Origin of the sequence: Bacillus kalamii, from assembly GCF_047238185.1 — a bacterium.
Taxonomy (GTDB): Bacteria; Bacillota; Bacilli; order Bacillales; family DSM-1321; genus Bacillus_AD.
The window spans coordinates 2,608,587-2,621,919 of record NZ_JBDFMI010000001.1 but is presented as its reverse complement, the minus strand read 5'-3'; the positions used below and the strand labels follow the sequence as shown (position 1 = coordinate 2,621,919).

Genomic DNA, 13,333 nt, shown 5'->3' with positions numbered 1-13,333 from the left:
ATTCTACAATACTGTCTATTTTGGGAGTTTATTCGTATTAAAAGGCTTGTTTTAATAGGAATTTCGATAGTTGTGGAAAAAACTCAATGTTGTAAAATATTTTTTTAGATGATTAAAAATAGAAATATGTTCGGAAGGGGGAGTCTCTGTGAAGATAAAAAAGGTATTTATGTGGGCTGTAGCTTGCTTGGTGTTGTTTAGTACGCTTCTGCCTTTTACTGAAAACGCTTCAGCTCAAACGGCAGGGAAAGCGACTGTCAATGCTGATTCGTTAAATGTCCGTGAAAAAGCCAGCACGGCCTCCAAAAAAATTGGCTCTTTAAAACGGGGTGCGACTGTTGAAGTATATGCGAATTTGACTGGGGGCTGGTCGCAAATCAATTTCAATAAAAAGAAAGCATACGTATCAACTGCCTATTTGACTCCAATACCAACAGTCCGTACGGCAAAGGTGGTTGCGAATCCTTCACTGAATGTCCGTGAGAAAGCCAGTGATAAGTCAAAAAAAGTAGGATCCTTGAAATATGGAACCACTGTGCAAGTGCAGGCTATGTTAGCAAGCGGATGGGCAGAAATTAAGTATAATAATAAAAAAGCCTATGTGTCCAACGCCTATTTGTCCTACACTACAGACGCTGCGCCAGTGACCTATAAAAAGGACCCGTCTAAGGTCTACCAATTCAAGAGCCTTGATGGAATTCATACGTATAAAAGCAATAATGAAAAATACAACGGTTCCTGGATTATCTGGTATGGTACAGGGCCTGGATACCAACAAACAACGATCGAACAGGAAACGAAGGATGCCTTAATGGGGGGCTGGCCGAATGCTTCTACAGAATCCATCCTGAAGTATCCAGTAAAAGCTGGAACAACTTGGGTACAATCCTATGATACAGGCGAGACTGCAAAAATTCTCTCAGTGAATAAAAGTGTAACTACACTTGCGGGTACGTATAAAAATGTGGTGGAAGTCCAGGATTCTGAAGGTGCCCTTTCTTATTATGCACCAAATGTAGGATTTGTGAAAAAAATGATTAATGGCAAAGTATTGATTCAGCTTAGTAAGGTAACAAATAAATAGTAGTAGAGGCTGATCTTGCTGAGATCGGCCTTTTGTTGTTTTTGTATGTGCAGGGTGCAGGAAAGATTCCATGCAGTCGATTGATGTAAAAAGAACGGTTTTCATAAAGAGTGTGCCATATGAAGCATAATATTTCCAAAAAGGGGCATTTCCATTTAAACTAATCTAGTTACGAACAACTTTAAGATGACAATAGATAAGGGGGAATTCGAATGTCTACTGATAGAAAAATAGAAAAACAGCTAGAACGTATTGCAGATGCCCAAGAAAAAATCGCAGGGCAGGCCAACCAAGCCAGTCAAAATGAGAAATATTCTCCTTTATCGGAAAGCGAAAAAATGGAGCGCTTTTTAAAGGAAAATAAATCGAAATAAATAAATTAGAGATTACAGCAAGCTTTCTATCATATGAGTGCAGGTGAAAACGGCTATGAACATCGAAAAACAGTTGTTGGAGGACTGTAAAACACATACTTCCTTCGAAATGCTGGGCAAAGCAACAAATGGACATATTAGAGGGCTGGATATGGTAACCTTTCAGCTCTTAAGGAATAGGAATCAGCTTCCACCGGAAGTGGTGAATGTCTTGATCGTATACTTCTTTCACGAATTCGCCAATAAAGTGTATGATCGGAATGACTTGGTTAGGCTATATACACATTGGGTGAGCAAAAATGTACAAACAATAAACCAGGCAATCGATTTGAGCAAACTAGATATCACTGAAACATTAAGCGGGTTGAAAAATAGGTGAAATAGATAAGCTGGCTAACTGATCGGGCATACCCCCTTTATTCGTTGCATCCACCCTGGATGAAGGGAATGATACAGTAATCTGTATAGTTGTAAATAAGACTGTTTTCCTATAGTATGAGTGTACGGCTTGGATATTTTGAGCTGCCATAATTCTGATAAGGGGTGGATTTCTATGGCTAAAAAGAGTTGGATCCCATTTACTATAGCTTTAACTGTCTTTATATTTTCTTTGGGCTTCTCATTATCGATTGGCAGTGAAATTGTCAATCGCCCGGGAGAATGGCAATATACAGCACAGTTTACACAGAAATATATAGGCACTGTTAACAGCGGGGCTGATATCTCCTTGATCGATTATCTAGTATATGCAGCCAAATATGAACCTATTTTTCCATTATTGATGTACATAAGCGGACTATATGCACTTACGATGGCCGCTTATCTGATTCTTGAAAAAAATAAAATTCGTTTTTCGGTTTTTGTTGGTGTGTTCGGCATAGTCTTGACTGCTTTATCCACTATCTTTTTTGATTCGCCAACACTGGGTGGCAAAGTGCTAAGCGGCTTTCTGCTGGTCAGTGGAATAGGCTATATGGCAGGTGCTTCAGCCTTTTTCTATTATCAAAATGGCGGACGCAGGATGAAACATATATCATCAAACTCTTAATGAAATAAATCAAAAGGATGCGCCCATATCTATGGGGCATCCTTTTTTGGGCTCTAACCTATTACCAGGATTAATCATCTTTTACATTCAGAATGCTTTTGCTTGTCGCATCCACCATTACCTGTCTTTCAAAGTTTGTTTGATCGATAATATCGATTTCATAAACTGTTTTATCTCCTTTACGCTGCAGCTCCCATGAAGTGACCGTGCCCGGCACTTTCTTTTTGGCTATGGAAATGGCTTCCTCCGGCTCAATCAATTTTTCAAGGCTCATCATTTTATTTGCATGCTCCGTTCCGATTTCATCCGTATCAAGATTGTCAGAGTCTTGCTTGATGACTTGCTTTGTATTGGCATCAATCTTAAGTTCCGTTTCTGTTGTATTCGTCATCATTTCCACTTCATATACATACCGTTTGCCATCCTTGGACAATTCAATTTTAGTGAAGTCCCCCTCACTCTTCATTTTGGCAATAGCCATTGCATCTTCAATCGACATATTCAAGTCGGCGCTTTCTAGGTCTGTTGTATGTGTCTTATGGCTGTTCGTCCCGGCCGTATGGTTTTCATGATGAGTGCCGCCTGCAGCCGATTTGTTGCCTGTATCTCCATCATCGGAGCAACCTGCCATAGTAAGGGCCACTGCCAATGAAGTAAGTGTATAAGCGATTCCTTTCATCAATATCACCTCGTCTATTCTATTCCCATTAAAGAATGCCCTTAAAACGAGCTATGCCGAATGAATATGTCTATATGTTGAAGGTGTTGTCTGGAAAGGGTAGAAAGGAAATGAAAAAACGGAAATAGATACTAGCCGAGTAAAATGTTTGCGAAAATAACAAGTGTGTGATAAATTTTATGTAATCGGTTACATATTTTCGAAGGAGTGGACAGGATGGCGACAATCAAAGATGTAGCTAAGGCGGCTGGAGTGTCCGTTGCTACGGTATCGAGAGTTTTAAATGAAAACGGCTACGTAAAAGATGAAACACGCAAAAAAGTGGACGCTGCTATCCGAGAATTGGATTACAGTCCGAATGAAGTGGCAAGATCTTTGTTTAAAAAAGAATCACGATTAATCGGTTTGCTGCTTCCGGATATCACCAATCCATTCTTTCCCCAACTTGTCAGAGGTGTGGAGGATGAAGTTCAAAGAAATGGATTCCATCTCATAACCGGAAATAGTGATGAAAATGCCGATAAGGAAAAATCATATATTCAAACATTTATCCAAAATAATGTAGTTGGCCTCATTACAGCGACGAATGCTGCAGGCATGGAATATTACAGTGAAATCAATATCCCCACGGTCTTCCTGGATCGGGTTGAAGAAGGCCAGTATTGCGTATACAGCGATGGTTTTGAAGGAGGCAGAATGGCTGTAAGGGAAATGGTGCTGAGAGGCTCAAGCAATATTACTCTATTAAGAGGCCCTGCCCACGTCAAGCCTGCCCAGGACCGTTTTCACGGAGCACTGGCTGAACTGGCGGACAGGCATGTGGACTTCAACGTGGTAAATACGTCGTCTTTCGCTTTTGAAGATGCAAGAAGATGGGCAAAAGAGCTTTTCGTCTCTTTTCCTGACAGCGACGGGATAATAGCAAGCAATGATATTACGGCAGCAGCGGTCCTTCATGAAGCTTTGCTGCTGGGCAAAAGTATTCCGGATGATGTACAGATCATCGGGTTTGATGATATTCCCCAGAGCAGCATCCTTTTTCCGGCGTTGTCGACAATCAGGCAGCCTGCATATGAAATGGGCGTTGAAGCGGCACAGATTTTGCTTCAATTGATCCAGAAGAAAAGAGTGGTTCATCAACAAAAGAAATTGCCGGTGACATTCATGGATCGAAATACAACGAGGAAGGTGAAGGAACATGGTTAAAATAGCAGTAGTCGGGAGCTCATCGATGGATTTAGTAGTGACTTCCGATATTCGGCCTGGAGCAGGCGAAACCGTTTTGGGGAAAGATTTTTCTACTGTCCCGGGCGGAAAAGGAGCCAATCAGGCAATAGCTGCAGCCCGCCTAGGAGCGGATGTAACAATGGTAGGATGTGTGGGAGCTGATTATTACGGGGAAAAAATAATGTTGAATTTCGCAAGCAACCGAGTATCAACAGAGTATGTGAAACCGGTTACAGATGTTGCGAGTGGAACTGCCCACATCATTCTGGCTGAAGGCGATAACAGCATTGTTGTTGTCAAAGGGGCGAATGATTCCATTACCCCGGAATACATAGATACATGTAAATCAGCCATAAAAGAAGCTGATATAGTACTGATCCAGCAAGAGATTCCCGTTGAAACAGTAGAGTATGTAAGCGTTCTGTGCAATGAACTAGGGATTCCTCTATTGCTGAATCCGGCTCCAGCACGCCCAATCAGCAGCCAGGTCATTGAAATGGCCTCCTATATCACACCGAATGAACATGAAGCAGCGGAGCTATTTCCTGGTATGACATTGAGTGAAGCATTAAGGGCTTACCCAAATAAATTATTTATTACGGAGGGAAGCAAGGGCGTGCGTTATCATGATGGAAAAGAAGAAGTGCTAGTCGGTGGCTATAAAGTAGAAGTGGTAGATACGACAGGAGCAGGCGATACATTCAATGCAGCCTTTGCAGTGGCAGTTGCAGAAGGCAAAGAGTTTAAGGAAAGTGTCCGTTTTGCCAATAGGGCAGCATCTTTGTCGGTCACTAAATTCGGTGCGCAGGGCGGAATGCCTACAAGACAGGAAGTGGAGGAAAAATTGTAATGAAGAAACACGGCATTTTAAACAGCTCCATTTCAAAAGTGCTGGCCGATCTGGGGCATACCGATCTTGTTGTTATCGGGGATGCAGGCCTGCCTGTCCCTGATGGTGTCCAAAAAATCGACCTTGCCCTTGTGCCGGGACTGCCTGCTTTCAGGCAGGTAGTGGAGGCTGTGTCGGATGATATGGTTATTGAACAGGTCATATTGGCGGAGGAAATCAAAGAAGCGAACGGGGTTGCCCATGCATTCCTGAAAGGCCATTTCCAAGGGGTGGAAATGACGTATATATGCCATAAACAATTGAAGGAAATGTCAAAACAAGCCAAAGCGGTCATTCGCAGCGGAGAAATAACTCCTTATGCGAACTGCATTTTAAAAGCAGGTGTATTCTTCTAAAAGAGGGGTGGAATCTCATGAACATTGAGATGAGGGATATTTTTAAAGCATTTGGCAGCAACCAAGTGCTCACGGGCGTGGATTTCGACCTTTTGCCGGGTGAGGTCCATGCATTAATGGGGGAAAATGGGGCAGGTAAATCAACACTGATGAACCTTTTGACCGGTGTGCATACACTCGATCAAGGGACAATCACAATCAACGGCAAGGAAACAGTGTATGCAAATCCGAAAGCTGCGGAAAAGAACGGAATCGCTTTTATTCATCAGGAGCTCAATATTTGGCCAGAGATGACTGTCCTTGAAAATTTGTTTATCGGCAAAGAACTACGATCCCCGTTTGGGTTATTGAAAATGAAGGAAATGAGGGCTATGGCCCAGCAGCAATTTTCTAAATTGGCCGTCAACTTCCCGTTGGACCAAAAGGCGGGTGCCTGTTCAGTCGGTGAGCAGCAAATGATCGAGATAGCCAAGGCGCTGATGACGGATGCCGAGGTCATTATAATGGACGAACCGACAGCTGCTCTTACCGAGAGGGAAATACAGAAGCTTTTTGAAGTAATTGCTTCCTTGAAGAAGGATGGTGTCAGCATTGTCTATATTTCCCACCGCATGGAAGAAATTTTTACGATTTGCGACCGGATTACGATTATGCGTGACGGCAGGACAGTCGATACAAAAGCCATCCCGGAAACCAATTTTGATGAAGTGGTTAGAAAAATGGTAGGGCGTGAGCTGAAGGACCGTTTCCCTGGAAGGGACTCCAAAATAGGGGAAGTCATGCTGGAAGTGAAAGGGCTTACAAAAAATGGCGAATTTGATCATGTGTCTTTTTCTGTCAAACGCGGTGAAATTGTAGGCTTCGCCGGGTTAATGGGAGCTGGCCGGACAGAAATCATGCGCTCCATCTTCGGGATTGATCCATTCGACTCCGGTGAAATATGGCTGGATGGAAAGAAAATCTCGGCCAAAACGCCGTCCCAGGCTGTAAAGCAAGGAATTGGCTTCATCACGGAGGATCGGAAGGATGAAGGCCTTGTACTAGATTTTTCGATCAGAGAAAATATGGCTTTGCCGAATTTGAAAAGCTTTTCCCAGAAAGGATTGATGGACAGAAAGACAGAACAGGATTTTGTCGATATGCTGGTCAAGCGCTTATCGATCAAAACAGAGTCAGGAGAAACAAGGGCTAAAAACTTATCTGGAGGGAATCAACAAAAGGTGGTTATAGCCAAGTGGATCGGAATTGGTCCGAAAGTGTTGATTTTGGATGAACCTACAAGAGGGGTCGATGTAGGGGCGAAAAGGGAGATTTATCAGCTGATGAATGAGCTGACAGAACGAGGGGTAGCAATCATTATGGTTTCTTCTGAACTGCCTGAAGTTCTTGGGATGAGCGACCGTATATTGGTCGTCCACGAAGGGAAAATCAATGGCGAGCTGGCGAAAGCAGATGCTACACAGGAAAAAATAATGACGCTTGCAACGGGAGGTCAATAAAATGAATGCAGTAAACGAATTGAAACCAGCGGGAAAAGTGAACCATGTTGGCAACTTCACACAAAAATTGGGGCCGCTTCTAGGGTTGATACTTCTCATTATTGTAGTATCTGTATTAAATCCAAGCTTCCTTGCTCCATTGAATATCTTGAATCTATTGCGCCAGGTGGCTATTAACGCCTTGATTGCATATGGTATGACTTTTGTTATTTTAACAGGCGGAATTGACTTGTCTGTAGGGGCGATCCTTGCACTATCCAGCGCCTTAATGGCCGGAATGATCACATCAGGGATTGATCCGATTCTGGCGATTATCCTTGGTTGTTTGCTTGGGGCGATCATGGGGGCCATTAACGGCTTATTGGTGACAAAAGGAAAAATGGCGCCGTTTATTGCTACGTTGGGAACAATGACTATTTTCCGCGGGTTGACGCTAGTCTATACCGACGGAAATCCGATTACCGGCTTAGGAAACAATTATGCATTTCAATTATTTGGCCGCGGATATATGTTTGGTATCCCGGTTCCGGCAATTACAATGATTCTGGCATTTGCCATACTATGGGTCATTCTCCACAAAACGCCTTTCGGACGGAAAACGTATGCGATCGGAGGCAATGAAAAAGCGGCATTGATTTCAGGGATAAAAGTTTCTCGTGTTAAAATAATGATTTATTCTTTGGCGGGCTTATTGGCCGCATTGGCTGGAGCCATCCTTACTTCACGTTTGAATTCCGCACAGCCGACTGCTGGTACGTCTTATGAGCTTGATGCAATCGCAGCGGTTGTACTTGGAGGGACAAGCCTGACAGGAGGCCGTGGACGGATTGTCGGCACACTGATCGGTGCACTTATCATAGGGACATTGAATAATGGATTGAATCTGCTCGGTGTGTCATCATTCTTCCAAATGGTCGTAAAAGGTCTTGTCATTCTCTTGGCTGTCTTGATCGACCGCAAAAAATCGGAGTAGGAGGGGCTCAAGTTGAAGAAAATTACTGTATTGCTCATAGTCTTGTCGCTTGTCGTGTTAGGGGGATGTTCGCTTGAGCCGCCTAGCTGGGCGAAGCCTGAAAAGAAGGATTCTTTGAAAGATATGAAAATAGGATTATCTGTATCTACTCTAAACAATCCATTCTTCGTTTCATTAAAGGATGGGGTTGTGAAGGAAGCGAAGAAGGACCATATAAAAACAATTGTGGTTGATGCACAAAACGATGCAGCTAAACAGGTCAACGATGTGGAGGATCTAATTCAACAAGGGGTCGATATCTTATTGATCAATCCGACAGATTCCTCATCCATCTCAACAGCGGTAGAATCCGCAAATAATATCGGCATCCCTGTCATCACATTGGATCGTTCTTCCGATAAAGGGAAAGTGGCTTCCTTAGTTGCATCTGATAATATCAAAGGCGGCAATATGGCCGCTGAATACCTTGTCAAAAAGCTTGGAAAGGGAGCGAAGGTAGCTGAACTGGAAGGTGTACCTGGAGCGTCAGCCACACGTGAGCGCGGAAAAGGGTTCCATGAAATAGCTGATAAAGATTTGAACGTAATGGCAAAACAAACAGCCGATTTTGACCGGACAAAAGGCTTGAACGTTATGGAAAACATGCTTCAAGGAAATCCGGACATCCAGGCGGTATTCGCCCATAATGATGAAATGGCATTGGGGGCGATCGAAGCTATAAATTCTTCTGGAAAAGACATTCCGGTTGTAGGCTTCGACGGCAACGATGATGCTCTTGCATCAGTGAAGGCTGGTAAATTGTCCGCAACCGTAGCGCAGCAGCCGGTATTGATCGGCCAATTGGCTGTACGGGCAGGAAAAGATGTAGTTAAAGGGAAAAAGGTTGAGAAGAATATTGCAGCACCGCTTAAGCTGGTAACTAAATAAGATGAAAAAGTGTCCAAACAATGAAGGTTTGGGCACTTTTTTTCTGCCATTTTGCCAAAAAGGGCTGCCAGTTGGGCATTTAAGCGGAAAATCCGCTAGCGTGGAAGATGTATGGTTAATGGTTCCTGGATATATAATGATGATGAACAGGGTATAGAAAGGCATTGGCAATAATCAGAAAAAATGAGGTGAATAGATATGTATATTTATAGAGGAGAGGAAATCAAAGAAGCGGATGCTGCGGCGGAACGAGATGGAATGGACACGTTCACTCTAATGGAAAATGCGGGAAGATCCCTTTTTCTGGCGATCCAGAAAGAAGTTCCAGTACATAAAAAAATATTGATAGTAGCCGGCAGAGGCAATAACGGTGGAGACGGAATTGTTCTGGCGCGGTATTTAAAAAACGCCGGCTATCCCGCAGACCTGACTTTTCCGTTAGGTGAAGCCGCCAGCGAAGTGGCAAGAAGGCATTTTCACTATTATAAACAATGCGGCTACAGTACCGTTGAGCCTGGCAGCGGCTATGATGTTGTCATTGATGGGCTTCTGGGGGTCGGAACGCGGCATCCTCTTCCAGAGGATATTACCTCAATCATCCAGTGGATAAATGAACAGGCTGCGTATAAAATCGCAATCGATTTGCCTACTGGGGTGCTGGCAGACAAAGGCGATGTGAAAGAAGCAGTAAAAGCGGACTGGACATTGTCCCTTCATGGTCTTAAACCTTCTGCCTTTCTTGAAGGAAGCACGGAGTATTACGGGAAAAGGGAATCGCTTGATATCGGGCTGGCCCATCATTCGAAATGCAGAATATGGACGAAGGATGATGTAAAGGCTTCTTTTCTGAAGAGAGAGGCTAGTTCACATAAAGGGACATTCGGAACCGGATTATTGATTGCTGGAAGCGACGAGATGCCGGGAAGCTCAGTCCTTTCAAGTCTTGGAGCAATGAAGTCTGGGATAGGGAAGCTTTTGGTTGCAACCACTCCATATGTAGCGGCTATCATTGCAGGCAGGGTACCAGAGTGTACATTTATCCATGATGGGCTGAAAAAAATAGCGTATGGGCAAATACCTTATTCGATCAAAGCGATCGCAATCGGCCCTGGCTTGGATGATACAAAGAAAGTGGAGAGTGCTCTTGTTCACCTGTTCAAAACGGAAAATCCGCTCGTCCTCGACGCTGGGGCATTGGATAAAAGGTCCTACCCGGAAAGAAAAGGGATGATCGTTGTTACACCTCATCCAGGCGAATTCAGCAGAATGACAGGTTTGCCGGTGGAGGAGATCCAAAAAAACCGGATTCAAACTGCACAGGAGTATGCGAAGGAACATCAAGTCACTGTTGTCCTGAAAGGCCGGTATACAGTCATCGCTTTTCCTGACGGGGAAACATTGCTGAATAATACAGGGAATGCGGGACTTGCCAAAGGAGGGTCAGGAGATACACTTACAGGTATCTTACTCGCTTTCCTCAGTTCATACTCTGACCATAAAGCCGCTGTTGCCAATGCTGTTTATCTTCATGGGGCATGTGCAGATGCATGGATCAAAGGAAACAGCATGGCGAGCATGGTCGCTACTGATATAAGCAACCAGCTCGAATTCGTTTTGAAGGAATTCGAATAAAAGGGAACATAGCTGTAGGGAATGCACATATGTGTGTTCCTTTTTTTATGGAAACAAACGTTCTTTAGAAACAGGAAAAAGAACGAGAGAAATCGAATAAAAAGGGGAAGGAAAGAACGGGGGATAAGTTTATGTTTGTAAAAATCCAGAATGCCGCTTTTTTGCAGACAGTGCAAGAGGTGTGCAGAATTGCTCTTTTGGGTGAACAGCCATCGGAGGGCGTTATTCAGATCAGCGCCACAAATACCGGCATGGTATTGGAAGCGGAAAACAGCATTATGGGCATCAGGAAGGAACTTCCAGCTGTGTGCGGGATGGCAGTCAGACAAGAAGGGAAGGTGACTTTGCCGGCTAAATATGTTTTCGATTTAATAAGGAAAATCGAGAGTGATTTAACCCTTGAGAGTCTAAGCCATCATCAAATGGAAATTCGCTCAGGCGGAGCAAAAATCACTCTGAATTCCCTTCCGATACAAAGGGAAACATCTTTTCCTAAGAATACAATAAAAGGATCTGGAACATGGGCAACAATAGGGCTGGAGATAATGGCAGATATGATCAGGCACACGTATTATGCCCAATCGAAAAATGATAAAAAGCCTGTTTTATCAGGCGCTTATTTTTCTTTGAAAAAGGGGGTGGCCTTAATGGCTGCAACCAATTCGTACAGAATGGCTATCGATAAAAGATTGATCAGCTATGGGATGGATCCTGCATCCTGCATCATCCCCCGGCAGGCCCTGAATGAACTACATAAACTATTCCAAGGCCAGCCGGGTAAAGCTGAGTTTTCGATAGATCATTGTTTGCTGCGCATCCAATACGAGAATACAATCATCTATACAAGATTGATAGAGGGGACATTTCCGGATGTGGAGAGATTTTTTTCCAAAAAGGCGCCAGCTATTGCGTTTCTCGATACAAACTCTTTTTTGAAAGTGATTGAGAGGGCCCTTTTGTTTTCCGGCAGAAGTGAACATAAAATGATACGGCTTGCCTTGGATGAGGAGAAAAAAATCCAAGTTTCTTCAATGGAAACAGAAATGGGTACCATAATTGAGTGCTTGGAGCCTGAAAGCTTTGAGGGTGGCCGTAATGTCTGTGCAACTGTTAATGGACAGTATTTGAAGGATGCGTTGCTTGCTTACAAAGGGAAAAAAGTTAAACTGGGTTTTGCAGTTGGAATGGGTCCGATTGCCATCGAGGGAGAAGAGGATGAATCTCACATCCACTTTATCTCTCAAGTTCGCCATTCATGAAAGAGTAAAAGCCAACTACATTTTTTGCGGGCACATTCCACTAGTTGTTACATACAATGCTTATAGTCAAAAGACTATAAACGATTGGGAGGTTCTTTATTTTGAATCTTTACTCAACCATATATCCATCGATCTATGCTGGGCAGTCTTTCTTTCCCAGCTCTTATCCTTACAGGGCTTTTTATGGGCAAATGCCCTGGATAAACAGTTCTTATCCAGGAATGGCCAGATACGGAATGCCGTCTTTCAATGGATACAGCGACTTATTTAACGGGCTATTTTTTCAGGGGCCAGTGACATATTTACCTACCCGATATGTGGATATAGCTTCAGCTGCCAATGGAACTATTTCAGATCCGTCCATTTATCGACAACAATACGCCCAACAGCAAGCCAATGCCTATTCTATTCAAGAAAGCATAAGGGAGCCGGAGCCATCCACAGCACCTGCCCATCCGATCCTTTTGGATGTAAGGCAGGTTTCGCCGAATCAAATAGAGTTGGATTATGATGTGCCAACTGATAAGGCTGCCGCGTTGAATGTCCGGAATTATTGGATCCGCAACAATCAAAGCCAAACGGATGGTGTCGCAAGCATGTCGCAGAATGACCGCGTTCTATTGCCTGGAAACAGCCTTACTCCGGAGATGGCCCATATAGAATCGCTCGATGATTCTAATACGAAGTATGCGCTCACTTTTAAGAGGAAAATGGTTCCAGGTGTGCAGTATACCGTTCTGCCGTGCAACATTAGCATAAAAGGCCAAAATGATTACAAAGGGCAAAATTGGAGTCCTGAAAGTGAAAATGTATTTGTCGCGGAATGAATATTTATTCTAGCCAAAGGAGAGGAGCTGCTGGGCTCCTCTCTGCATTTTGTAGATGGGAAAAGGATAATCGCCATACATATCAGTGAATTGAACCAGGTCTCCGGTACCGCCTGCTCTATGTACACTTAAAAGTAACTGCAAGTGCATCCTCCATCAGTGCAAGGATGTTAATAGAATCTACTATAGGAAATAGCTTTTATAGTAAAGAAATGTGAAGAGTGCTGAAAGAACGGTGTAGGACAATGATGTATAAAAGGCCGCACTTGGTGAAAAGGCATGTTTCTCTGTTTTCATTTTGAAGTTGGCTGTACCAAATTGAACAACAGAATCGGCCATTTTCGCAGTCGCGCCGCCTTTGGATGTAAAATACCAAATCAATACACTGAAAATGAGGCCGACAGCAAAGGAAAAATCGATAAAGGCTGTTTTTGTAAATATGCTGATGCCTAGATTGATGGCGGCGATTAACAATAATGTTGAAGCGATTGTGAGGATTTTTTTCAAGAGTGTCCCTCCTATTAACAAACTGTATTAATAGTTTACCATATAAAGAGAT

The 13,333-nt window shown here is 43.4% G+C and carries 15 protein-coding genes; 13 read left to right on the top strand and 2 right to left on the bottom strand.

What is annotated here, in order from left to right:
- Positions 1–148 precede the first annotated feature (148 nt).
- From ABC357_RS13000 to ABC357_RS12985, 4 genes are all read left to right on the top strand, one after another.
- Entirely contained in the window at positions 149–1,084 is a 936-nt protein-coding gene (locus ABC357_RS13000) for an SH3 domain-containing protein (RefSeq protein ID WP_412887918.1), read from the top strand.
- A gap of 212 nt (positions 1,085–1,296) precedes the next feature.
- The gene (locus ABC357_RS12995; RefSeq protein WP_412887917.1) at positions 1,297–1,458 is read left to right on the top strand and encodes a hypothetical protein; all 162 of its coding nucleotides are present in this window, start codon (positions 1,297–1,299) and stop codon (positions 1,456–1,458) included.
- A 55-nt stretch (positions 1,459–1,513) separates the two neighbouring features.
- Positions 1,514–1,837: a hypothetical protein gene (locus tag ABC357_RS12990; RefSeq protein ID WP_412887916.1), complete on the top strand. Its 324-nt coding sequence runs from the start codon at positions 1,514–1,516 to the stop codon at positions 1,835–1,837.
- 174 nt (positions 1,838–2,011) lie between these two features.
- A complete protein-coding gene (locus ABC357_RS12985; RefSeq protein ID WP_412887915.1) occupies positions 2,012–2,506 on the top strand; it encodes a DUF4306 domain-containing protein in 495 nt (164 codons plus the stop codon).
- 70 nt (positions 2,507–2,576) lie between these two features.
- Here ABC357_RS12985 and ABC357_RS12980 read toward each other — a convergent pair whose 3' ends face one another.
- On the bottom strand, positions 2,577–3,185 hold the full coding sequence (locus ABC357_RS12980) for a PepSY domain-containing protein (protein ID WP_412887914.1): 609 nt from the start codon (positions 3,183–3,185) through the stop codon (positions 2,577–2,579).
- A gap of 216 nt (positions 3,186–3,401) precedes the next feature.
- On the opposite strand from ABC357_RS12980, the gene ABC357_RS12975 reads away from it, so the two are divergent.
- The 9 genes from ABC357_RS12975 (at position 3,402) to ABC357_RS12935 (ending at position 12,774) form a co-directional block, all read left to right on the top strand.
- Positions 3,402–4,391 carry a LacI family DNA-binding transcriptional regulator gene (locus ABC357_RS12975; protein ID WP_412887913.1) on the top strand — a complete coding sequence of 330 codons (990 nt, stop codon included), beginning with the start codon at positions 3,402–3,404 and terminating at the stop codon, positions 4,389–4,391.
- Positions 4,384–5,262, top strand: a complete 879-nt coding sequence (gene rbsK / locus ABC357_RS12970) for a ribokinase (protein WP_412887912.1) — start codon at positions 4,384–4,386, stop codon at positions 5,260–5,262. Before ABC357_RS12975 ends, rbsK begins: the two co-directional genes overlap by 8 nt.
- Positions 5,262–5,657, top strand: coding sequence for a D-ribose pyranase (gene rbsD / locus ABC357_RS12965; RefSeq protein ID WP_412887911.1), 396 nt, complete (start codon positions 5,262–5,264; stop codon positions 5,655–5,657). Before rbsK ends, rbsD begins: the two co-directional genes overlap by 1 nt.
- Positions 5,658–5,674: 17 nt before the next feature.
- On the top strand, positions 5,675–7,156 hold the full coding sequence (locus ABC357_RS12960; RefSeq protein ID WP_412887910.1) for a sugar ABC transporter ATP-binding protein: 1,482 nt from the start codon (positions 5,675–5,677) through the stop codon (positions 7,154–7,156).
- 1 nt (position 7,157) lies between these two features.
- Entirely contained in the window at positions 7,158–8,129 is a 972-nt protein-coding gene (gene rbsC, locus ABC357_RS12955) for a ribose ABC transporter permease RbsC (RefSeq protein WP_412887909.1), read from the top strand.
- A gap of 12 nt (positions 8,130–8,141) precedes the next feature.
- Entirely contained in the window at positions 8,142–9,056 is a 915-nt protein-coding gene (rbsB, locus tag ABC357_RS12950) for a ribose ABC transporter substrate-binding protein RbsB (protein WP_412887908.1), read from the top strand.
- Between the two features lie 198 nt (positions 9,057–9,254).
- Positions 9,255–10,688, top strand: coding sequence for an NAD(P)H-hydrate dehydratase (locus tag ABC357_RS12945; protein ID WP_412887907.1), 1,434 nt, complete (start codon positions 9,255–9,257; stop codon positions 10,686–10,688).
- Between the two features lie 131 nt (positions 10,689–10,819).
- Positions 10,820–11,947 (top strand): DNA polymerase III subunit beta, encoded by a 1,128-nt coding sequence (gene dnaN / locus ABC357_RS12940; protein ID WP_412887906.1) that lies wholly within the window; start codon positions 10,820–10,822, stop codon positions 11,945–11,947.
- Between the two features lie 101 nt (positions 11,948–12,048).
- Positions 12,049–12,774, top strand: coding sequence for a hypothetical protein (locus tag ABC357_RS12935; protein WP_412887905.1), 726 nt, complete (start codon positions 12,049–12,051; stop codon positions 12,772–12,774).
- Positions 12,775–12,957: 183 nt separating this feature from the next.
- Here ABC357_RS12935 and ABC357_RS12930 read toward each other — a convergent pair whose 3' ends face one another.
- On the bottom strand, positions 12,958–13,281 hold the full coding sequence (locus tag ABC357_RS12930; RefSeq protein ID WP_412887904.1) for a hypothetical protein: 324 nt from the start codon (positions 13,279–13,281) through the stop codon (positions 12,958–12,960).
- Between the last annotated feature and the right edge of the window lie 52 nt (positions 13,282–13,333).